At 68.6% G+C, this 21176-nt stretch carries 17 protein-coding genes; 10 read left to right on the top strand and 7 right to left on the bottom strand.

All coding sequences use genetic code 11. The annotated features are described in order from the left end of the window. The first annotated feature begins 11 nt into the window (after positions 1 to 11). Together FHW79_RS16390 and FHW79_RS16385 are read left to right on the top strand one after the other, a co-directional pair. Positions 12 to 1106 (top strand): sulfotransferase, encoded by a 1095-nt coding sequence (locus FHW79_RS16390; protein ID WP_183179917.1) that lies wholly within the window; start codon positions 12 to 14, stop codon positions 1104 to 1106. Between the two features lie 118 nt (positions 1107 to 1224). Next, positions 1225 to 2265 carry a hypothetical protein gene (locus FHW79_RS16385; RefSeq protein ID WP_348984181.1) on the top strand — a complete coding sequence of 347 codons (1041 nt, stop codon included), beginning with the start codon at positions 1225 to 1227 and terminating at the stop codon, positions 2263 to 2265. Here the strand turns inward: FHW79_RS16385 and FHW79_RS16380 are convergent. Beyond that, positions 2177 to 4864 carry an MMPL family transporter gene (locus FHW79_RS16380; protein ID WP_183179916.1) on the bottom strand — a complete coding sequence of 896 codons (2688 nt, stop codon included), beginning with the start codon at positions 4862 to 4864 and terminating at the stop codon, positions 2177 to 2179. The genes FHW79_RS16385 and FHW79_RS16380 overlap by 89 nt on opposite strands. A 172-nt stretch (positions 4865 to 5036) precedes the next feature. Between FHW79_RS16380 and shc the strand changes: the two genes are divergently transcribed. Genes shc through FHW79_RS16365 form a run of 3 tightly spaced genes read left to right on the top strand, consistent with a single transcriptional unit; the run spans position 5037 to position 8102 of the window. Further along, positions 5037 to 6968: a squalene--hopene cyclase gene (gene shc, locus FHW79_RS16375; RefSeq protein ID WP_183179915.1), complete on the top strand. Its 1932-nt coding sequence runs from the start codon at positions 5037 to 5039 to the stop codon at positions 6966 to 6968. A gap of 24 nt (positions 6969 to 6992) precedes the next feature. After that, positions 6993 to 7388 carry a DUF2141 domain-containing protein gene (locus FHW79_RS16370; protein WP_348984179.1) on the top strand — a complete coding sequence of 132 codons (396 nt, stop codon included), beginning with the start codon at positions 6993 to 6995 and terminating at the stop codon, positions 7386 to 7388. Between the two features lie 9 nt (positions 7389 to 7397). Continuing rightward, positions 7398 to 8102, top strand: a complete 705-nt coding sequence (locus tag FHW79_RS16365) for a hypothetical protein (RefSeq protein ID WP_183179914.1) — start codon at positions 7398 to 7400, stop codon at positions 8100 to 8102. Here the strand turns inward: FHW79_RS16365 and hpnH are convergent. Both hpnH and FHW79_RS16355 read right to left on the bottom strand, forming a co-directional pair. Then, entirely contained in the window at positions 8043 to 9170 is a 1128-nt protein-coding gene (gene hpnH / locus FHW79_RS16360; RefSeq protein WP_183179913.1) for an adenosyl-hopene transferase HpnH, read from the bottom strand. The two genes, FHW79_RS16365 and hpnH, sit on opposite strands and share 60 nt — an antisense overlap. Positions 9171 to 9385: 215 nt before the next feature. After that, positions 9386 to 10000, bottom strand: coding sequence for a hydrolase (locus FHW79_RS16355; protein ID WP_183179912.1), 615 nt, complete (start codon positions 9998 to 10000; stop codon positions 9386 to 9388). 297 nt (positions 10001 to 10297) lie between these two features. On the opposite strand from FHW79_RS16355, the gene FHW79_RS16350 reads away from it, so the two are divergent. Beyond that, a complete protein-coding gene (locus tag FHW79_RS16350) occupies positions 10298 to 10732 on the top strand; it encodes a response regulator (RefSeq protein WP_183179911.1) in 435 nt (144 codons plus the stop codon). 140 nt (positions 10733 to 10872) lie between these two features. Here the strand turns inward: FHW79_RS16350 and FHW79_RS16345 are convergent, their stop codons facing one another. Then, positions 10873 to 11736 carry a hypothetical protein gene (locus FHW79_RS16345; RefSeq protein ID WP_183179910.1) on the bottom strand — a complete coding sequence of 288 codons (864 nt, stop codon included), beginning with the start codon at positions 11734 to 11736 and terminating at the stop codon, positions 10873 to 10875. Continuing rightward, the gene (locus FHW79_RS16340) at positions 11736 to 12251 is read right to left on the bottom strand and encodes a hypothetical protein (protein ID WP_183179909.1); all 516 of its coding nucleotides are present in this window, start codon (positions 12249 to 12251) and stop codon (positions 11736 to 11738) included. The genes FHW79_RS16345 and FHW79_RS16340 overlap by 1 nt, the downstream gene beginning before the upstream one ends. A 335-nt stretch (positions 12252 to 12586) precedes the next feature. Between FHW79_RS16340 and FHW79_RS16335 the strand changes: the two genes are divergently transcribed. The 4 genes from FHW79_RS16335 to FHW79_RS16320 all read left to right on the top strand — a co-directional run bounded on the left by FHW79_RS16335 (position 12587) and on the right by FHW79_RS16320 (position 17081). Beyond that, the gene (locus FHW79_RS16335) at positions 12587 to 13699 is read left to right on the top strand and encodes a cobalamin-dependent protein (protein ID WP_183179908.1); all 1113 of its coding nucleotides are present in this window, start codon (positions 12587 to 12589) and stop codon (positions 13697 to 13699) included. A gap of 39 nt (positions 13700 to 13738) precedes the next feature. After that, positions 13739 to 14923: a HAMP domain-containing sensor histidine kinase gene (locus FHW79_RS16330; RefSeq protein WP_183179907.1), complete on the top strand. Its 1185-nt coding sequence runs from the start codon at positions 13739 to 13741 to the stop codon at positions 14921 to 14923. 133 nt (positions 14924 to 15056) lie between these two features. After that, complete coding sequence (locus FHW79_RS33270) at positions 15057 to 15749, top strand: exopolysaccharide biosynthesis protein (RefSeq protein ID WP_183179906.1); 693 nt, start codon at positions 15057 to 15059, stop codon at positions 15747 to 15749. A gap of 27 nt (positions 15750 to 15776) precedes the next feature. Beyond that, on the top strand, positions 15777 to 17081 hold the full coding sequence (locus tag FHW79_RS16320) for a hemolysin family protein (protein ID WP_183179905.1): 1305 nt from the start codon (positions 15777 to 15779) through the stop codon (positions 17079 to 17081). 22 nt (positions 17082 to 17103) lie between these two features. Here the strand turns inward: FHW79_RS16320 and rodA are convergent, their stop codons facing one another. Continuing rightward, positions 17104 to 18276 (bottom strand): rod shape-determining protein RodA, encoded by a 1173-nt coding sequence (rodA, locus tag FHW79_RS16315; protein ID WP_183179904.1) that lies wholly within the window; start codon positions 18274 to 18276, stop codon positions 17104 to 17106. Between the two features lie 138 nt (positions 18277 to 18414). Further along, positions 18415 to 21018, bottom strand: a complete 2604-nt coding sequence (locus FHW79_RS16310; RefSeq protein WP_183179903.1) for a TIGR02302 family protein — start codon at positions 21016 to 21018, stop codon at positions 18415 to 18417. Between the last annotated feature and the right edge of the window lie 158 nt (positions 21019 to 21176).

Raw genomic sequence — 21176 nt, 5'->3', positions numbered from 1 at the left:
GAGAGGGATGGATGCCGATCCCGGACCATCCGCTGTATGGCTGCGACGCCATCACCCTGCTGAGCGTGCTGGCGCGCAACGGCCGGCCGCGGGGGCGTGGCTGGCCGACGGCGCTGGCGGCGCTGGCCTCGGCCATCGGGCGCGCGCCTTTCTCGCTGGCCGAGGCCGGGTGGGTGGCGGCGCGGCGGCGCAGGTCCGCCGGCCTGCCGCCGCCGGTCTTCATCCTGGGCCACTGGCGCAGCGGCACCACCCATCTCTACAACGTGCTGAGCCGCGACCCGCAATTCGGCATCATCGACCCCTTCGCGGTCGGCCTGCCCTGGGACATGCTGGGGCTGGGCTCGGTCCTGCGGCCGCTGCTGGCCCGCGCCCTGCCGGAGCGGCGCTACATCGACAACGTGCCGGTCAAGGCCGACAGCCCGCAGGAGGACGAGATCGCGCTGGCGAACATGTCGCCGGTTTCCTTCTACCACGGGCTCTATTTCCCGGAACGTTTCGACGAGAACCTGCGCCGCGGCCTCTACTTCGACGGCTGCACGGCGGCGGAGCGGGAGGCCTGGAAGCGCCGCTTCCTCTATTTCCTGGAGAAGGTGTCGATCGCCCAAGGCGGGCGCTGCATCCTGCTGAAGAACCCGGTCTACAGCGCGCGGGTCGCCATGATGCGGGAGATCTGGCCCGACGCGCGCTTCATCCACATCCACCGCGATCCGCGGGCGGTGTTCGTGTCGACGGTGGGCTTCTACCGGACGCTGCTGGCGCGGCTGGCGCTCCAGCCGCACGGGCACATCGACGTGGAGCGTGTGGTGCTGGACCACTACCCACGCATCATGCAGGCGCTGATCGACGACACGGCCGACCTCCCGGCCAACCGCTTCGCCGAGGTGCCGTTCGAACGATTCGAGCGCGCGCCGCTGGAGGAGGCGGAGCGGCTGTACCGGGTGTTGGACATTCCGGGTTTCGCAGCGGCGCGGCCGAAGTTCGAAGCGTATCTGGGGGCGGTGAGCGACTACGCGAAGAACCGCCACCGCCTGTCCGACGAGGGGCGGGAGCGGGTGGACCGCGAATGGGCGCCCTTCGTCGCGCGCTGGGGGGCCGGTGTGGCGTGAGGGGCGTGGGCTGCTGTGGAGTTTTGCCCCCACCCTGCCCCTCCCCCGCTGGGCGGGGGAGGGAATGTCGCCCTCCCCTGCGAAGCGGGGGAGGGAGGGGCCCCACGCAGTGGGGAGGGTGGGGGCAACGACCTTCCTCCTCGTCACCCTCCTCACCCACTCCGCCCAATCCGCCTGCCGCACCGTCTCCGTCACCGCAAACGGCGCCCCCATCATCGGCATCGAGGACATGGCGCTCGATGCCGCGCGCGGTCAGGCGGTGCTGTCCGCCTACGACCGCCGGGCCGGAACCGCGGGCGGCCTCTATCGGCTGAACTTGCGATCCCTTGACGCGCCGACCGTCGCCGTCACCCCGCTCGCCACCGGCCTGCGCCCGGCGGGCATCGACCTGCGCGCCGAGCCGGATGGCGCGCAGTCCCTGCTCGCCATCAGCCGCCACGAGGACGGATCGGCCACGGTCGAGCGCTACCGTCTTGACGGCGCCACCCTGACCCACCAAGGCACCACCGCCAGCCCCTTGCTCTGCCGGGCCAACGACGTCGCCTTCCTCGACGGCGACCGCTTCCTCTTCACCAGCAGCCATGGCGGCTGCGGCTGGGGCGCCGTGATCCGGGACAACGTCCTCGGCGGGCGGCACGGCTTCGTCGGTGTGGTGGACAACGGAACGGCCCGCGTCCTGATCGGCGGGATCGGCTTCGCCAACGGCCTGTTCCCCGAGCCGAGCCGCGACCGGCTGACCGTCGCCGCCACGCGGGAGGACGCGCTGCTCGTCTATCGCCTGTCCGATCCGCAGGCGCCGCCGCAACGCATCGCCGTTCCCGGCGGGCCGGACAATCTGACGATGGCCCCGGACGGGCGTCTGCTGGTGGCGCTGCACCCGTCGCCGTTCCGGCTGGCGCTGCACCGCTACGGCTGGCCGGGAGGGGGCTGGCCGGGCGGGACGGTGGCGCCGACCCGGATCGCGGCGCTCGGCCCCGCCGGGACGGAGATCCTGCTGGATGAGGACGGGCGGCGCTTCCCCGCCGCCACGGTCGCGCTCTCGTGGAACGGGCGGCTGATCGTCGGCTCGGTCACCGCGCCGGGGCTGCTGGTCTGCGACGAAGCCGCCAGCGGTGCCACAGGATCATCAGCGCCGGCAGGACCACCAGGGACGAAATGACCGTGTAGGTGATCGACACCGCCAGCAGCACCCCCATGCTCGACAGCCCGCGGTGGCTGGACAGAGCCAGCGTGGCGAAGGCGGTGCTGGTGGTCAGCGTGCTGACCAGGACGGCGCGCGGCGTGCTGGTCACCAGAAGCTCGATGCCGAAGGCGCTCTCCGAAGCGCCCTCCCGCACCAGATCCTGCCCGCGCGTGACCATATGGATGCTGCTCGACACGCCGAGCGCGAACAGCAGCGGGATGACGATCACGTTGGCGAAGTTGAAGGGGATGTCCAGCAGCCCGGCGGTCGCCATCGTCCACAGGGCGGCCAGCACCAGCGGCGCCAGGATCAGCACCATCCCGGTCACCGAGCGCTGAACGGCGACCAGCAGCAGCACCATCAGCACCAGCGTCAGCGCCGTCGCCTCCAAAAAGGAGGAGCCGACGACCCGGGCCGCCTCCGTCACCGTCACCGGGGCACCGGTGGCGTTGGGCGCCACGGCCAGCACCGCGTCGGCGAAGTCGGCCATCGCGCGGCTGTCGGAAATATCGTGGGTGGGCAGCACCTCGACGCGGGCGCGCCCGTCCGCGGCGATCCAGCGGGCCTTCAGGCTGTCCGGCACGTCGGCGGCGGTCACCGGCTGTTCCACCGCCATGCCCTCGCGCAGCCGGTCGAGCAGCGGCGGCACGCCTCCGGTCAGCGCGGCGTCGAGCGTGGCGAGCTGCTCCGGCCGGACGCGGGCCAGGGCGTTGCCGAAGCCCTGCACGGCGGCGCGCAGCTCAGGCGGACCGTCGCGCTTGTCCGCCAGATAGCCTTGCACCACGCCCATCAGCGCGGCGAAGGCCCGCTCCAGCCCGCCCTGGTCCAGCGCCGCCGTGGTGGCGGGGGCGGTCAGGCTGGGGCCGAGCAGCAGCGACATGTCGGCCAGGATGGGCAGCTTGGCCTCCTGGTCCTTGGGGATGAAGCTGGCGAAGGTGCGGACGCCGCCGGATTCCGGCAGGCGGCGCAGCCGGTCGGCCACAGCCTGCGCCGCCGCGAGGTCCGGCGTCAGGATGTTGACGGAATAGGGCGAGGTGCGCGGGGTGGTCGCCAGATCGCGGTAGGTGGCGACGGCCTCGGTCGTCTCGTCCTGCAGGTTCAGCGGGTTGACGTCCAGCCGCACCAGCGGCAGCGCCGCCATGGAGAGGACGGCGCTGGCTCCGGCCAATCCGAGGACGGCGCGATGGTGGCGGCTCACCCAGCCGGCGAAGCCGCGGTCCTCGCGCTCCGGCGCCGGGACGCCGGGGCCGGGGCGCAGCAGGACGATGAGGGCGGGCAGCAGGCTCAGGCTGATGAGCAGCGCCACCACCATGCCGACGGCGGAGATGACGCCGAACTCCGCCAGCCCCAGATAGGCGGTCGGCACGAAGGACAGGAAGCCGATGATGGCGCACAGAGTGCTGAGCACCAGAGCCGGCCCGACCGCCCGCACCGCCTCGATGGCGGCGGCCAGTGGCGGCAGGCCGCGGCGAAGTTCCTCCTGGTAGCGCAGGCCGAGATGCCCGCCGTAATCGTCGCCCAGCCCGAAGAACATCACCGCGCAGGTGACGGAGATCAGGTTCAGCCGCCCCACGGTCAGCGCCGCCGCCCCGGCGCTCAGCGTCAGGCCGAGCAGCAGGACCACCATGATGCAGGCGATCAGCCGACCCGACCGCATCCCGGCGATCAGCACCGCCGAAACCAGGATGAAGGACAGGATGGTGGCGACGCCGGCGCTGTTGGCGACGGTGTCCAGCTCGGTCTGGCGCAGCGGCACGGCGCCGGTCACCCGCATCTCCACGCCCTGGCCGGCCGGCTCCGCCATCACCGCGCCGATGGCCTCGTGCACCGCGGTCACCGCGGGCCGTCCGCGCCCGAAGGAGCTGTTGTCGAGGATGGGCCGGGCCAGGACGAAGCGGCGGTTGGCCGCCCGGTCCTCCTCGTCCGCGGCCTGCACCAGCCCGGTCCAGGACAGCGGCACGGGGCGGCCGTCCGCCACCGTCGCGCTGCTGACGGCCAACCGGTTCAGCAGTTCGGAGGGGGTGGCCGGCGCGCCCTCGTCCGCGTGGGTCAGGATCAGATCCAGCAGGTCGGCCAGTCCCTGGAGGTTCGGGGCGGCGTTCAGCGCGCCCAGCGCCGCCTGCGCCCCGGCCAAACGAGTGGCCAAGTCCTGCAATTTTTCCGTGTCGAGGAAGAGCAGGCCGTAGCGGTGGAAGTACGGGTCGGCGGACGGCACCTCCACCCCCGACAGCACGTCGGTTCGAGCGGACAGGCGTTCCACCAGACGTACGGCGGCGGCGTCCGACTGGTCGGGGGACGGGCTGTCCACCACCACGACGATCTGGTCGTCGGCGAAGGGAAAGGCCTGCCGGTACTCCTCGGTGTGTTGGCGGAAGGCGGTATCGGGTGAGATCATGTCCGACGTGCTGGTGCTCATCGTCAGGTTGTCGGCGGAATACCAGCCGGCCAGCACCGTCATCAGCACCCAGACGGCCAGCGTCACCTTCGGCCTCCGGCAGGACAGGGCGCCCAGGCCCCCGATCATGGCGCGGCCGAGGTCCGCCATCCGGCCCAGGACACCTTGCCGTTCTGTCACGCTGTACGTCTCCCTAGAAAGCGTACGCAGTCTGCCAGGACAACCTCTGGCACCCAACGTACGCTACTGTATGTTACTTCCAACCAATGGGCGAACCGCGGCACCTCATTACCCAGATACCTCCACCATGGGAAACACCCATGGAGAACACCGGGGCAAAGCGGGAGCGCCGATGCAAGACCACAACGCAAGCACAACCTTGCGGGTCCAACGGGCCGAGCCGTCGGCCAAGGCCGTGAGCGCCGCCGTGGCCGAGGCCACGGACGCTCTGATCCGCCGGCAGCAGGCCGATGGCCATTGGGTGTTCGAACTGGAGGCCGACGCCACCATCCCGTCCGAATATCTGCTGCTGCACCACATCCTGGACGAGATCGACCCGGAGCTGGAGGCGGGTTTGGCGGCCTTCATCCGCGGGCGGCAGGGCAGGGACGGCGGCTGGCCGCTGTTCTTCGGTGGCGCCATGGACATCAGCTGCAGCGTGAAGGCCTATTTCGCGCTGAAGGCGGCGGGGGACAGCCCCGACGCGCCGCACATGCGCCGTGCCCGCGAGGCGATCCTGGCGCGCGGCGGGGCGGCGCGCTGCAACGTCTTCACCCGCATCCTGCTGGCCCAGTTCGGGCAGGTGCCCTGGCGGGCGGTGCCGGCGATGCCGGTGGAGGTGATGAACCTGCCGCCCTGGTCGCCCTTCCACATTTCGCGCATCTCCTACTGGTCGCGGACGGTGGTGGTGCCGCTGCTGGTCGTCATGGCGCACCGGCTGCGCGCCCGCAACCCGCGCGGGATCGGCATCGCCGAGCTGTTTACCGAGCCGCCGGAGCGGGTGCGCAACTGGCACAGCAACAACAACCGCGGCGGCTGGGCCACGCTGTTCCGGGCGCTCGACGCGGCGCTGCACGCGGTGGAGCCGCGCCTTCCGGCCAATGGGCGCCAGACGGCCATCGACCGCGCGGTGCGCTTCGTCACCGAGCGGCTGAACGGGGAGGACGGGCTGGGCGCCATCTTCCCGGCGATGGTCAACGCCGTGCTGATGTTCCATTGCCTGGGCGTGCCGCCCGACCACCCGGACGCGGCGACGGCGCGCCGCGCGCTGCGCGGGCTGGTGGTGCGCCAGCCGGGGCGGGTCTATTGCCAACCCTGCCTGTCGCCGGTCTGGGACACCGCGATCATCTGCAACGCCCTGCTGGAGACCGGCAGCCCGCAGGCCCGCGCCGCCGCCCGGCGCGGGGCGGACTGGCTGATCGACCGCCAGATCCTGGACGTCGAGGGCGACTGGGCGTGGCAGCGGCCGGGGCTGGCGTCGGGCGGCTGGGCCTTCCAGTACAACAACGCCCATTACCCGGACACCGACGACACCGCCATGGTGGTGATGGCCCTGCAACGGCTGGACGCCGAGCGTTATGGCGAGCCGATCCGCCGCGCGCGGGACTGGATCGTCGGGATGCAGAGCCGCAACGGCGGCTGGGGCGCCTTCGACGCCGAAAACCAGCACGACTTCCTCAACCACATTCCCTTCGCCGACCACGGCGCCCTGCTGGACCCGCCGACCTCCGACGTGACGGCCCGCTGCGTCATGATGCTGGCCCGGCTGGGCGAAGGGCGCGACACCCTGCCGACCCGCCGCGGCCTGACCTTCCTGGAGCGCGAGCAGGAGAGCGACGGCGCCTGGTTCGGGCGCTGGGGCACCAACTACGTCTACGGCACCTGGTCAGCGCTCGAGGCGCTGAACGCCGCCGGGGTGCCGCACGCCGCACCGGCGGTGCAGCGCGCCGCCCAGTGGCTGCTGGCCCACCAGCGCGCCGACGGCGGCTGGGGCGAGGACGGCGCCAGCTACTGGGCCGGCAACCCGCGCGGCGAGGGGCCGGTGTCCACCGCCTCGCAGACTGCCTGGGCGCTGCTGGGGCTGATGGCGGCGGGGAAGGGCAACCACCCGGCGGTGGACCGCGGCGTCGAGTATCTGCTGTCGGCCCGCGACGCCGAGGGGCTGTGGAGCGAGCAGCCCTTCACCGCCGTGGGATTCCCGCGCGTCTTCTACCTCAAATACCACGGTTACGCCGCGAGCTTCCCGCTGTGGGCGCTGGCCCGCTACCGGGCCCTGAGGGTGTGATGGGGCGGGTGTGATGGGGCGGGTGTGAGAGCGGGCGCGGCGCTTCTGGCCGCGGCGCTGACCGTGACCGTCCAGGGCGTGCGCAACGGCGACGGGCAGGTCGTCCTGTCTGTTTGCGAGGAGGCGGCCTATCCGGCGGGGCGTTGCGCCGTCCGGGTCACCGCCCCGGCGGCGGCGGGGACGGTGCGTGTCGCCGTGCCCGACCTGCCGCCGGGGACCTACGCGTTGCGCGCCTACCACGATGAGAACGGCAACGGCCAATTGGACCGCAACCTTCTGGGCGTGCCGCGGGAAGGATTCGGATTTGGCAACGACGCTCCCGTCCTCCTGGCCCCGCCGAGTTTCCGTGACGCCTCCGTGACGGTGGGGGAGGAGGACGTCGAGACAATGTTGACGCTGCGTTACTGGACATCTCCATAGGGAGGCGTGATGGCCGCCGCGATCCTCACCGGCATGGCGTTGGAGGCCCGTCTCGCCCGGCGCAGCGGGCTGCCCGTCGCCTGCGCCACGGGGGACGCCGCCGCCGCGGTGGCGGCGCATCGCTTGCTGGAGGGGGGCGCCTGCGGAATCGTCAGCTTCGGCATCGCGGGCGGCTTGGCGCCCGGCCTGCGGCCCGGCTCGCTGGTCGTGGCGAGCGCCGTGGTCGATGAGGACGGCGCCGTTCTCGAGGCCTGCCGGCCCTGGCGGAACCGCCTGCACAGCGCCTTGCCGCAGGCCCATTCCGGCGCGGTGGCGGGCGCCCGGCTGCCCGCGGTGACGGTTGGGGACAAGGCGCGGCTGCGCGCTCTAAGCGGCGCGGCCGCGGTGGATCTGGAAAGCTTGGCCGTGGCGCGGGCTTGCCAGGCCTGGGGACGGCCCTTCGCCGTGCTGCGCGCGGTCGCAGACCCGGCGTGGCGGGCGCTGCCCGTGGCGGCGCTGGCCGGGCTGGATGGAGAGGGGCGCATGGACCCCGGCGCCGTTCTGGCACGGCTGGCCGCCGATCCCCGCCAGATCGTCGCGCTGGGCCGGCTGGCCTGGGACCTCGGCCGCGCCCTGGCGGCGCTCCGCCGCGCGGCGGGCGCCGTTCCGAGGGACTTATTCGGCGGCGGTCCGCTCGGCCTCGATCCGGCGCAGCGTGTCCGCGACGTGGCGTGAGAAGACCTCCTCCGCCGGACGCTGGCGATCCAGCGGGATCTCCGGCGCCATCGGTCCGTCCGTGCGCGGCCCGCGCAGGCTGACCGCCAGCGCCGACAGGGGATTGCGCAGCGTGTCCTCCACCGCGGTCGGCTCATAGCCGCTGTGAACCATGCAGTCGGCGCATTTCTCGTAATTGCCGGTGCCGTAGGCGTCCCAGTCCGTCTCCTCCATCAGGGCTTTGAAGGTCGGGGCGTAGCCCTCGCCCAGCAGGTAGCAGGGGCGCTGCCAGCCGAAGACGTTGCGCGTCGGGTTGCCCCAGGGCGCGCAGCGGTAGCTGCGGTTGCCGGCCAGGAAATCGAGGAAGAGGGACGATTGCGAGAAGCGCCATTTCCGCCCCCGCCCCCGTGCGAAGACGTCGCGGAACAGCTCCTTGGTCTTGCGGCGGTTCAGGAAATGCTCCTGGTCGGGCGCGCGCTCGTAGGCGTAGCCGGGCGACACGGTGACGGCGTCGATGCCGGCTGCCATGGCCTCGTCGAAGAAGGCGGCGACTTTTTCCGGCTCGGCCCCGTCGAACAGGGTGCAATTGATGTTGACGCGGAAGCCGCGCGCCTTGGCGGCGCGGATCGCCGCGACGGCGCGGTCGTAGACCCCCGGCTGGCAGACCGCCTTGTCATGCTCCTCCCGTCCGCCGTCGAGATGGACCGACCAGGTGAAGAAGGGGCTGGGGGTGAAACGGTCGAGCCGCTTTTCCATCAGCAGGGCATTGGTGCAGAGATAGACGAACTTGCGCCGTGCCACGATGCCGGCGGCGATGGTGTGGATCTCGGGGTGCAGCAGCGGTTCGCCCCCGGCGATGGAGACCACCGGGGCACCGCACTCGTCCACCGCGCCCAGGGCCTCCTCCACCGACAGGCGGCGGCGCAGGATCGGGTCGGGATAGTCGATCTTGCCGCATCCCGCGCAGGCGAGGTTGCAGCGGAACAGCGGCTCCATCATCAGCACAAGCGGGAAGCGCCGGTTGCCCTTGAGACGCTGGCGCAACACATAGGCGCCGACCAGCGCCGCCTGGATCGCGGGAACGGCCATGGCTACGCCTCTCCCGGACCGTGGTGGATCGCCGTCTGGTGGATCGCCGTCATGCGCTTATCCCTGCAATTGCGGTGCGCTCCAGTTTGGAACGTCCGAGGACGCACGGCAGGTAGGTTACTGTATGATACTTGCCGTGGTCCGGCGGGCAGGGCGTGTTTGCGGGGCGTACAGGGCGTACGTACGCCCTTTCGGTGCGGGGCTTGGCGTGGTGTTCAAGGCGGCGGCGGCTTGCGCCCGCTCCGCGCGGCTTTGGCCTTCTTGGGCTTGTTTTGCGGCTGGGCGAGGTGCTTCAATTCCTCGTACCGGTCCAGGAAAAGCGCGTAGGCGCGATCGGGGCCGATCGGGACGATCCTGTCCGGGTGGGCAGCGGGCAGATGTCCCCAATCCAGCCATGCGGGCGGCAGGAGGTCGCGCAATTCCGTGGCCATGCAGACGAGGTCGGCCTGCTTGATTGCCGGCACCTCGTCATCGAAGCCGAACCAGCGGCGCAGCGCGTCCTTGACCGGGTGCAGCCGCTGTTTGACGTAATCGCGGTCCAGCATCACCTTCACCGGCGAGGGCCAGTCGCCGAGGAACTCCTCGCAATCGTGCATCAGGGCTGAATAAGCCAGAGGCGGCGGCACCAGACGCGACACCATCACCGAGTGTTCGGCGACCGAATACCAGGGCCGGGCCGCCCCGCCCCAGCGCGGCTGCGACGACAGGCACTGGGCGATGTCTTCGATCGGCATGCCCGTGGCGTCCGGCGTCAGCAGGTCGAGGACGAAGCCGGACGGCATCAGGATGGCGGTGCGTCCATCCGGTCTTTTGAGAAGATCGAGTTGCATGGTGGATGGCTGTTCCGAAACCGCGGGCGGGGTGAGGGGCCATGTCCAGGAGCCGGCCCCGGCCGTCGGCCCGATCCTTCATCGGGCTGTGCGGGTTTAGCAGATCGCGGACAGGATGGACAACGGCCCCCGGCGCAGGGCCGCCATCGACCGCGACGCTCCTGTCGCCCATCCTTTCCGGAGGTTGCATGAATTACAAATTTTGCATCATTTTGAGGCTTCTCCGGCCGGTTCCAACGATGTAACGTGTGTTCGCATATCCCCAATGCAACGAAACGGATAGGGATGGCCGCGCCGATGCTGAACGAACCTGCGAAGGAGGGGGGGCTGAACCGCAGCATCACCGACCTGCGCGTCCTTCTGATCGAAGACGACGACTTCACCCGCCGGCTGATGAGCCGCCTGCTCCAGGATTTGAAGGTCCGCCAGGTGTGGGAGGCATCGGACGGGATGTCGGCGCTGGCCATCCTGCGCGATCATCCGGAAAAGGTCGACCTCGCCATCTGCGACCTGGAGATGCCGCGGATGAGCGGGTTGGACCTGCTGCACGCGCTGCGGACGGCGACGGGCAATCCGTTGGCTGATCTTCCGGTGATCGTCCTGACCGCCCACCGCGAGGCGGACACCGTCAAGCGGGCCATCGCTTACGGAATCTCCGGCTATCTGGTGAAGCCGGTGTCGAAGGCTGACCTTCAGAAGCGACTGACCTTCGTTCTTCAGAAGGGCCGTTGAGAAGCTTTTCCAGGCCGGGATGGTCGTCTCCAACGGTGTGGCGCAATGTGCCGCGGCTGAATCGCTGCTCAGCCGCGGCGTGACGGTGAGCCCACCACCAATCGCACGATCCCTCAATCAACGCTTCCGCGCGCCGCCTCTTACTTCTCCAAATCCAACAATGATTTTTTTATGTCGTTATAATTTTTGAACTCTTGGTCAAGATTTGGAAGTGATTTTAAAACTATTGACAGGTTTTGCATCAGTTCGTTGTGACGTATGTTTTCATTGATGGAGATGCAATTCATCGGCATGATTCCGTCGAGTATCTGTGATGTGGCTACGACGGTGCCATCCCCCTTTTCTTCACCAATTGGCATGAGGTAAAATGGTGGGGCATCGCCTCCCTCTTGTGATACCAGAGCGTATGAGTTTACCGTCATATGTTTGTCTGAGTATAGACAGATCTTGTTCGCTTTTGTTATTTCAGATATTCTTTGTACGATCCGGCTTGTGCTGTAGGACATTCCTTCGCTTGTTGGGTTGGGGAAAATAAGTGTCCCAGCTGTATCCATAATCTTGTCAGTCAGGGGCTGTTCGTTCAGAAGGTGCCGGGGAACCTGCAAGGATTCCTCGCTCGCGTTTCCGGACAGCGATCGGATCAGGTTTGCTCCTCGCAGAACCATCTGGCCGAGGGGCATTGAAGTCAGGAAATCAGCCAGATTTGCTTTTTCACTTCCTTTGAAGGGGCTCATGATCGATACAAGGTTGAATTGGCCTGCATCAATAATTTTTTTCAGAGTTTCCTGGAGTGCGGGGTCAACAAAGGACAGTTTCTTCAATGGCCCTTGCGGGCCGATTCTCTGTCTTCCATCCGCATCCGTCTCAATGGTCGTCATGAAATCCAGAATGCCTGTTTCGATGAACATTTCGATGTACATGGCGATGTGGTAAATAAGAATCCCGCCGTTGCTGTGGCCGCACAATGTAAGGCTGTTGATGTTTGGGCATCTTTGCAAGTCCATCAGTATTTCAACCGCCTTTTTAGGGCGACTTGCTCAATCGGCGCCATGAAGTTATATGGCATTATCGAAAATAGTGAGTTGTTCATTAAAAATGCCCGTTCAATCAAAACCGCATCGATGGGGTTGTATTTTGTGAACGGATTGAACAATCCTTGCTCTGCGCAAATATTGATAAACTCGTCCGGGTTCTGAGACATTTCGGCGATGGAACGCAGGTCTCTGAGCTTCTCTAAGGCGTTCTTCTTTAGTAACTGAATGCTTTTTCCCCTCCTTATCATATCAATGGCAAATGTATTTGCGTAAACATGCTGACGGCCGAAATTGATTGTGTTCAGGAATATTTCCAACCCGCGAAGATAATTCGGATTGCTTTTCGGTGTGTAGTCTGGCTGATTGATTCCGTCATTTCCCATCGGCGTCGCGAGGATGCCTGGAAGAAATGTAAGGTAATGTTGTATATTGATATGTTTTGGGGTGCCGATCATTGGGTTTAATTTTTGGCTGATCATCTTCATTCTGGAAAATCCTTCTGATTCGTTGAGGCTGGAGGACCGGATCGGCAGTCGGCTTGGTGAAGGCGAAAGTAAAGCGCTCGGCTCCCTCGACCCGGCATCCTTCCGTGCCGAATTCGTTACCGTGCTTTCAGGGTCTTCCTTTAAGGACGTGGCGGCCCGGGATTTGTGAACGAACCAACAACGCTGTCAGAAGCGGTTCATGGTGCGGATGGGTCGCGGCGCAACGGCCGGCCATGTTCCGGAAAGACGCCGATCGGCGCAGTCAGGCGTTGCAGGAACGGTTGGGAGGGCGCACCTTTCTTCCGAACATTCTTTCCAACTGGAGACGCTGTGCCATGCCGGGGACCGTCCGGCCCATTCCTGGACCGCTGCGGATCGCCTCGAATCCCATCGTGGATCGCCGTGATGAGTTGGCGCGCGCCATCGTCGCCATCCAGTTTGAGCGCTGGCCGGCGTTCTACGCCCGTTACGGCGAGGTCGGACGGGAGCGCTGCGTCGAGGATATCGGCTTCCACCTCCTGTATCTTGCGGAGGCGGTGGCGAGCGACAGCCCGGCGCTGTTCCGCGAGTATGTGGCCTGGGTCAAGATCCTCTTCGCCGGCATCGGCATTCCCGACGGGGAACTCGGCGAAAGCCTGGAGATTCTGCGCGACGTGGTGGCCGCACGGGTCGATTCCGCCACGGCGGCGCGGGTGCGCGCCTGCGTGGGGCAGGGGCTGACCGCGCTCCCCGGTCTGCCACGGGAAACACCGCCCTTCGTTCGTCCGGACGCGCCGCTCGGCGCGCTCGCGCGCTCCTACGTGGACGCCTTGCTGGCCGGCGACCGGCGCCGGGCGGCGGTGCTGGTGACGGAGGCCGCCGCCGGCGGGTCGACGGTGCCCGACCTTTACCTGCATGTGTTCCAACCCGCCCTGCGTGAGATCGGACGGCTCTGGCAGACACGGGCGATCACAGTGGCGCACGAGCATTTCGCCACCGCCGCCACCCAGGCGATCATGGGCCAGCTTTACCCGGCGATTTTCGCGTCCGAGCGGCGCGGCCTGTCCATGGTCGCCACCTGCGTCGGCGGGGAGCAGCGCGAGATCGGCATCCGCATGGTCGCCGACTTCTTCGAGATGGCCGGCTGGGACAGCCATTATCTTGGCGCCAACATGCCCATGGGCAGCATCGTCCAGGCCTTGCGGGAACGGAACGCCCGGATCCTGGCGGTGTCCGCGACCATCACCGCCCATGTCGGGCGGGTCGCCGCCCTCATCGCCGCGGTGCGCGCCGAGCCGTGGGAGCAACCGCCGCGCGTGCTGGTCGGCGGCTATCCCTTCAACCTCGTTCCGGACTTGTGGAGGAAGGTGGGCGCCGACGCCTTCGCCTCCGGTGCCGAGGAGGCCGTCGCCAGCGCCGAGCGGCTGATCAGCCCGGCGGCTCCCGACCGCGCCAGCGGAGTGGCGTGATGCCTGTGCCATGATGCGTGCGGCTTGAAGGGAAACGGCATGGATGGACTGGTTCTGACCTGCGACCACGACGGCCGGCTGCGCGCCCTGCACCGGGTGGGCGCCGGACTGCCAGGATTGACTGGAAAGCCGGGCACCCCCTTTCCGGTGCTGTTCGGTCCAGACGCCGTGGCGGGCGCGTTGGACCTGTTCAGCGGTTTGCGCAAGTCCGGCCGGGTGATCGATCAGCCGGTGCCCAGCCGGCTCGACCCCGCGGGGGTGTTCCATGTCAGCGGGCTCGGCGACGCGGATGGCCTGGTGCTGGCGGTGGCGCGGGCGCCCGGCGGGCTTCCCGCCCTGCTGGAGGAGATGGAGGCCTTGAACCCACGGCTGGCCCAACGGCTCGGGCCGCTTCGGGTGGCGGCGCCGGCGCCGGAGGCGATCAGCGTGGACGCGCTGTTCGACGAGATGACACTCCTCAACAACGAACTCGCCACCGTCCAGCGGACGCTCGCCAAGGCCAACGCCGAGTTGGCCGCCAGCAACGAGCAGAAGAACCGGTTGATGGGCATGCTGGCCCACGACCTGCGCACGCCGCTCCAGGTCGTCGTCGGTTTTGCGGAGTTGCTGGAGCAGCGGCTGGATGGGCGGCTCGAGGCGACGGAGCGCGCCTGCCTGGAGCGCATCCGGGAATCCAGCCTGTCCATGCGCCACATGGTGGAGGATGCGCTGTCCCTGGCGGCGCTCCAGGCCGGCCGGCTGCGGCTGGCGCGGCGGCCGTCGGATCTGGCGGCGCTGGTCCAGCGGAACGTCTCGATGAATCGCGTGTTGGCCGAGGGCAAGTCCATCACCATTGAGCTGTCCGTGCCCGAACGCCCGCTGCCCATGGCCGACATCGACCCGGCCAAACTGGATCAGCTTCTGAACAACCTTCTGTCGAACGCCATCAAATATTCCGAGCGGGGCGGGCGGGTCCGTGTCGCACTCGGCGAGGAGAGCGGCCGGGCGCGCCTCTGCGTGGCCGACGACGGGCGGGGCATTCCTGCGGCCGAACTGACGCAGCTCTTTCAGCCCTTCGCCCGCACCGGCCGGCTGGGCACCGAAGGGGAGGGGACGGTCGGCCTTGGCCTGTACATCTGCCGGTCCATCGCGGAAGGGCATGGCGGGCGCATCATCGCCGATTCGGTGCCGGGGCGCGGCTCGACCTTCACCGTGGACCTGCCAATGGTGGCATCATTCCCTTGAGAAACGGCATATTCCACAGACAGGCTGGCGCGCCGACCGGCGATGCTGTAAAAGGGGCCCTTACGATGTTGCGACGCGAAAGGTCCATGGGTTTACCCTTCCGCCGTTTCGGGCGGCCTCCGTGGGGAGCGCCGTGAACGACGGCCGACCTCCCGACACGTCCCCGGACCGTCAGGCTCCGGAGGACGTCGACCGCGGCGCTGCCGCGTCCACCGGCTTCCCGCCGGTGAACCCCGCTTCGGCGGTGCTGGATGATTTCCTGAACCACGACCATGGTGCGCGGATCGCGCTCGGTGATCTCGTGGGCATTTTGGGCGACCGCGCCTTCGGCGCCCTGCTTCTGATCCTGTCCATTCCGAACATCCTGCCGGTGCCGGGGCTGTCCACGGCGACGGGCCTGCCGATGCTGCTGATCGGCGCGCAGATCGCCGCCGGGCGCGACCGCCCCTGGCTGCCGCGCCGGCTGGCCGCCGTCACGCTCGACCGGGACGCCTTCCTGCGTGTGATCGCGAAGGCAAAGCCGCACGTCGACCGGCTGGAGCGGCATCTGCGCCCACGCCTGCCGCCGATGACCGCGCCGACGGCGGAGCGGCTGCTCGGCGTGGCCGTGATGATCCTGGCCGGAATCCTGGCCCTCCCCATCGTTTTCGGCAACCAGCCGCCGGCCTTCGCCATCGCGCTGCTCGCGCTGGGGCTGATCGAGAAGGATGGGGCCTTCGTCGTCGCCGGCCTCGTCGCCGGACTGATCGCCATCGTCATCGTCGCCGCCGTCCTGTTCGGTTTCGGGCAGGCCGGCATGCTGATCTTCGACAAACTGTCTTCATAAAGAGGGAGCGCCCGCGGGCTCGACGCCATGATCTGGGAAGTATTGGTCATCATTTTGCTGATCCTGCTGAACGCCTTTTTCGCGATGTCGGAAATGGCGCTGGTGTCGTCGCGACGCGCGCGGCTTCAGCAGATGGCCGAGGAAACGCGCAGCAAGGGCGCCCGCGCCGCGCTGAAACTGTCGGAGGACCCCGGCAACTTCCTCTCCACCGTGCAGGTCGGCATCACGCTGATCGGCATCATCGCCGGTGCCTATGGCGGCGCGACCCTGGCCGACCGGCTCGGCACGGTCCTCGACGCAAACGTCTCCTGGATCGCCCCCTACGGCCAGCAGGTCGGCTTCGCACTGGTAGTCGCCGCGATCACCTACCTGTCGCTGATCGTCGGCGAGCTGGTGCCCAAGCGCATGGCGCTGGTGAACGCGGAGCGCATCGCCGCCGGCGTGGCCGGCCCGATGAGCGTCCTGTCGCGCATCGCCATGCCGCTGGTCTGGCTGCTCGGCGTCTCGACCGAGGGGCTGATGAAGCTGCTGCGCCTGCCCACCGCGCGCGAGCAGACCGTCACCGAGGAGGAGGTCAAGAGCCTCATCAAGGAGGGCACGCAGACCGGCGTCTTCGAACCCGCCGAGCGGCAGATGATCGAGGGCGTGTTCCGCCTGTCCGACCGCACCGCGCGGTCGATCATGACACCGCGTCCGGACCTCGTGTGGATCGACCTCGACGATCCGCCCGACGCCATCGCCAAGGAGATCCAGGCCAGCGGCTATTCCCGTTTCCTGGTCTGCCGCGGCGACGTGGACGAGGTGCAGGGCATCGTGTCCAGCAAGGCGCTGCTCAACCAGGCGCTCCAGGGCCGCAGCTTCGACCTGCGCGAGGCCATGGTGGAGCCGCTGATCGTCCATGACGGCACCCCCGTCCTGCGGCTGTTGGAGCTGTTCAAGCAGGCCAGCATCCACATGGCCGTGGTGGTGGACGAATACGGCAGCGTCGAGGGCATCGCCACCGTGACCGACATCATGGAGGCCATCGCCGGCGAGATGCCCGAACAGGGGCAGGAAGGCGACGGCTTCGCGGTCCAGCGCGAGGACGGCTCCTGGCTGGTGGACGGCATGACCCCGGTGGAGGAGGTCGAGTCGCTGGTCGGCGTGAAGGGGCTGAAGGGCGAAGGCGACTACCACACCATCGCCGGCTTCATGCTCGACCGGCTGGGCCATGTCCCCACCGCCGCGGAGCATTTCCGCTGGAACGGCCTGCGTTTCGAGGTCGTCGACATGGACGGCCGGCGCATCGACAAGGTGCTGATCCAGGAGAACGGCGAGGTCTCGGAGGGCTGAGGTAGCGCTCCGACGAGCGGCGTCACAACTCGGTGACGCCGCTCTTGGGGATGCGGACCTCGCGGTGGACCGACATGCTGAGCAGAAGCCCCACCCCGATCATCAGCGTCATCATCGCCGACCCGCCGTAGGACACCAGCGGCAGCGGGATGCCCACCACCGGGATCAGGCCGGTCACCATCGACACGTTGACCATCACGTAGAGGAAGAACTGCGCGGTCATGCCGACCGCCACCAGCCGGGCGAACTGGCTGCGGCAGCTCAGCGCGATGACCACGCCGTAGATGAACAGCATCAGGTAAAGCGCCAGCAGGATCAGCGCGCCGACCATCCCGAACTCCTCCGCCAGAACCACGAAGATGAAGTCGGTGTGCTTCTCCGGCAGGAACATCAGCTGGCTCTGCGAGCCGGCCATGAAGCCCTTGCCGAACAGCCCGCCCGACCCCAGGGCGATCTTCGACTGGAGGATGTTGTAGCCGGCGCCGAGCGGGTCGGTCTCCGGATCGAGGAAGGTGTAGACGCGCTGTTTCTGGTAGTCGTGCAGAAATTCCCAGGCGATGGGGATGGCCGACAGGCCGCCGCCGATGACCACCAGGAACTTCCAGATCCTCACGCCCGCTGCGAAGAAGACGGCGCCGCTGCCCATGATCAGCAAGAGCGAAGTGCCCAGGTTCGGCTGCATCAGCACCAGCGCCACCGGGACGAAGACCAGCAGCAAGGGCGGGATCAGCAGCAGCGGGCGGCCGATCTGGTCCAGCGAGATGCCGTGGAAGTAGCGGGCCAGCGCCAGGGTCAGCGCCGGTTTCATCAGCTCCGACGGCTGGAGCTGGAAGAATCCCAGATCGATCCAGCGCTGGGCGCCCATGCCGATGCGGCCCATCAGCTCCACCGCCACCAGCAGGCAGAGCACGATCAGGAAGATGGCGTAGGCCGACTTCATCAGATGCCGCACGTCGACCAGCGCGATCATCAGCATCAGGACGAGTCCAGGGACGGCGCGCACGAGCTGCGGCTGCGCCCAGGGCTTCCAGTTGCCGCCGGCGGCCGAGTAGAGCAGGGCCACCCCGACCGACGTGATGATGCAGACCAGGAGCACCAGCCCCCAGTTGATCATGCGGAACTTGCTGCCGAGCGTCAGTTCCGGGCGCTGCGGGGCCAGCCCGCCCGACCCGTGGTTCGAAAGGACCGCGACCATGAGGAAACGTTCGTTGTGTCCGGGGGCGTCCGTGCCGGAAGGGCAAGCGGCGGCGCCTTGCGCGGCGGATACTGCACCAGCGCCGCCCTCCGGTAAAGCCGCCCGGCCGCCCCGCCTCAAAACGGCTTCAGCGGGCGGTCAGAACTGCTTCAGCAGGCGGTCGATGTATTCGCGCTCCATCTGCGGGCGGCCGTACTGGCCGGAGCGGCGGCGCAGCTCGTCGAGGATTTCGCGGGCGCGCTGGAGCTCGGCCTCCTCGGGGATCTTCACGTCCTCGTTGTTGTAGTTGCCGAAGCCGGAGGGGCGGCGGCCCAGCGGGTCGCGGTTGCGGCCCTGGCCCTGGCGCTGCTGCGCCTGTCCGGGCTGCTGCCCGCTCATCGCCGGACCCTGCTGGCCCATCATCTGCTGCATCATCTGCTCGGCCATCGCCTGCATGCCCTGCTGAAGCTCGTCCATCGCCTGGGTCTGCGGTGGCACGGCGGAGCCGGGCTGCCCCTGCTGGAGCGCCTGGCCGGCGTCGCGCATCGCCCGTTCGGCGCGGCCCAGCGGGCGGGGAATTTCGCCGCCCTGCTGTTCGCCCATGCGGCGCATCAGCTCGCCGAGCTGGCGGCGCAGCGCTTCCTGCTGTTCGGCCTGCTGCTGCATCAGCGGGCTGCCGGACTGGCCCTGCTGGCCTTGCTGCCCCTGCTGCGGACGGCCCTGGCGGTTGCGCGGCCCCGGCTGCTGGCCCTGCTGCCCGTCCTGCCGGCCCATCTGCTCCTGCGACTGGCGGAAGGTCTGGTCGAGAAGTTGCTGCTGCCGCTGCGTCAGCTCCTGAAGCTCGCGCATCATCTGCGCCGCCTCGTTCTGGCCCTGCTGCTGCATCTGGGCCATCGCGCCGTTGCGCATCTGCTCCATCATCTGCTGGAGCTGGGACAGCATCTGCCGTGCGGCGTCGCGGGCGCCGGTCTCGGCCATCTGCCGCATCTGCTCCATCATGCGCTGAAGGTCCTGGCGGTCCATCATCTGGTCGGCCATCTCCGGCGGCACCATGGGAATTTGCTCGCCGCGCTCCAGCGCCTCGCGCATCTGCTGCTCCATGGCGTCGAGGAACTTGTCGAGCGCCGCCTGAAGCTCGTCCATCAGCTTCTTCAGCTCCTGGTCGTCGGCGCCGCGCTCCAGCGCCTCGGCGAGGCGTTGCTCGGCGTCGCGCAGGTCGCGCTCGGCCAGCGACAGCCCGCCGTCCTCGATGCGCAGCGCGGTTTCCCACAAGAGTTGCTGGACGGCCGGAACCGATGCCGCCTCCTCGTCGAGCAGCAGGCGGTTCACGGCGGTGCGCATCGCCAGGAAGGCCACCAGATCGCCGCCGAACTGGCTGGGCCGGGAGGAAATCTCGGCCAGGGCGCGGGCCACTTCGATGCGGAGCTGCTGCGGCCGCAGAGTCAGCTTCTTACGCTCCTCCACGATGGCGCGGGCGACCGGGTGGTTGAAGACGCGCTCCGGCAGGACCATCGCCACGTCCTCCGTGCTGCCGGTCTGGCCGGCGCCGTCGAGCGCGGTCAGGCGGATGGTGACGTTGAGCCCGGCCCAGGGATGGGCGGTCAGGTCGTGGAAGGCGGCGTTGCGCGCCTCGCGCGGGCGGACACCGGGCAGGGCCAGCGGCAGCTCCAGCGGGCTGCGGTCGAGCGCCGGGGCCTCGCCCTCCGGCAGGTCCAGCCGGACGACGGCCTTGGCCTCGGCCAGCCCGTAATCGTCCTGCGCGGTGTAGTCCAGCCGCAGCGCGCCGCGCTCCCCCTTGGTCGGGGGGCTGGCGTAGGCGATGGTCGGCGGGTTGTCGGGAATGATCCGCACGTTCCAGCCGCCCAGGAGGGTGGACCCCTGGGTCACGGCGATGCGGGTGCCGTCCTCGATGGGCTGCTGGATCTGGAAGGTCGCGGAGTCCACCGCCTCGAAGGCGGCGGTCTTGCTGCCGGCCTCCAGCGACGGGGTGCTGCTGCCGCCGGTGACGCGGGCCAGCACGAGGCTGCCCTTGGGGACGGGCACGGGATCGGCGAGGCTGGGCGTGTGGGCGGGGTTGGCCGATTTCAGGAAGACCGGCGGCAGGCCGGTGTATTCCGGCGGCGTCACCCAGAGGTCGAGCGTCGCGACCGACGCCGTCGCCGTTCCGCCGAAATGCGGGGTGATGGCGGCGACAAGACGCGGCTTCCAGTCGCCCCAGGTCGCGCCGCCGGCAGCAATCAGCACCAGCGCCACCAACGCGCGCAGGGCGTAGCGGTCCTGGGCGGCGAGGCCGTCGGACAGCGGCATGGCGACGCGCAGCCGCCGCATGGCGGCGCGCACCCTCTCCTGGTGCAGGCGCCACAGCTCCGCGGCGACGGGGTCGTTGCCGGCGGGCGTGTCGCGCAACGCGTGGAGGGGGCGGTGGGGCAGGCCGCTGTCGCGCTCCAGCCGGCGGCGGGCCGCGTTCTCATCGGGCAGGCGGAAGGCGCGCAGCCCGCGCCATCCCGTCCAGCCGATGGCGGCGACGAACAGCAGCAGGGCCAAGGCGTGCAGCCAGCCCGGCAGAAGCAGGAAGACGTTCAGAAGGGCCAGGGCGAGAAAGGCCCCGGCGATGGTGATGGGCGCCCACAGCGCCGGCCACAGCCGTTCCCAGAGCAGGGCGGCGCGCGCCTGCCCCATGCGGAGGCGGGGCTCCCGCGGGGCGGGTGCGGGGGGCGCCTCCTTGCGCAGGGGGAACCGGAACCCGTCCTTGCTGTCGCTCATGCCGCTCTCCCGTCAGGTCAGGCACCGGGCGGGAGGAGAAGCCGCCGCCGGAACATCGTCAGGATATAGGCTCGGCTGCGCCGTCTGTCGCGGTCCGGCAGGCCGGTTCGCTACCGAAACATCGTGCCATGTCCAAAATATGGCAGGCCCAGGGATGG

The organism is Azospirillum sp. OGB3 (assembly GCF_014192915.1).
Classification (GTDB): domain Bacteria; phylum Pseudomonadota; class Alphaproteobacteria; order Azospirillales; family Azospirillaceae; genus Azospirillum.
The sequence above is the reverse complement of the archived record's forward strand: the minus strand, read 5'-3'. Positions and strand labels throughout refer to the sequence as shown.

Bases quoted from the DNA above. Each gene is read 5' to 3' on its own strand.
- FHW79_RS16350 (WP_183179911.1), top strand. From the start codon at position 10,298: ATGCTGAACGAACCTGCGAAGGAGGGGGGGCTGAACCGCAGCATCACC.
- rodA (WP_183179904.1), bottom strand. From the start codon at position 18,276: ATGGTCGCGGTCCTTTCGAACCACGGGTCGGGCGGGCTGGCCCCGCAG.
- FHW79_RS16340 (WP_183179909.1), bottom strand. From the start codon at position 12,251: ATGAAGATGATCAGCCAAAAATTAAACCCAATGATCGGCACCCCAAAA.
- FHW79_RS16390 (WP_183179917.1), top strand. From the start codon at position 12: ATGCCGATCCCGGACCATCCGCTGTATGGCTGCGACGCCATCACCCTG.
- FHW79_RS16365 (WP_183179914.1), top strand. From the start codon at position 7,398: ATGGCCGCCGCGATCCTCACCGGCATGGCGTTGGAGGCCCGTCTCGCC.
- FHW79_RS16335 (WP_183179908.1), top strand. From the start codon at position 12,587: ATGCCGGGGACCGTCCGGCCCATTCCTGGACCGCTGCGGATCGCCTCG.
- FHW79_RS16355 (WP_183179912.1), bottom strand. From the start codon at position 10,000: ATGCAACTCGATCTTCTCAAAAGACCGGATGGACGCACCGCCATCCTG.
- FHW79_RS16310 (WP_183179903.1), bottom strand. From the start codon at position 21,018: ATGAGCGACAGCAAGGACGGGTTCCGGTTCCCCCTGCGCAAGGAGGCG.
- hpnH (WP_183179913.1), bottom strand. From the start codon at position 9,170: ATGGCCGTTCCCGCGATCCAGGCGGCGCTGGTCGGCGCCTATGTGTTG.
- FHW79_RS16330 (WP_183179907.1), top strand. From the start codon at position 13,739: ATGGATGGACTGGTTCTGACCTGCGACCACGACGGCCGGCTGCGCGCC.
- FHW79_RS16320 (WP_183179905.1), top strand. From the start codon at position 15,777: ATGATCTGGGAAGTATTGGTCATCATTTTGCTGATCCTGCTGAACGCC.
- shc (WP_183179915.1), top strand. From the start codon at position 5,037: ATGCAAGACCACAACGCAAGCACAACCTTGCGGGTCCAACGGGCCGAG.
- FHW79_RS16345 (WP_183179910.1), bottom strand. From the start codon at position 11,736: ATGGACTTGCAAAGATGCCCAAACATCAACAGCCTTACATTGTGCGGC.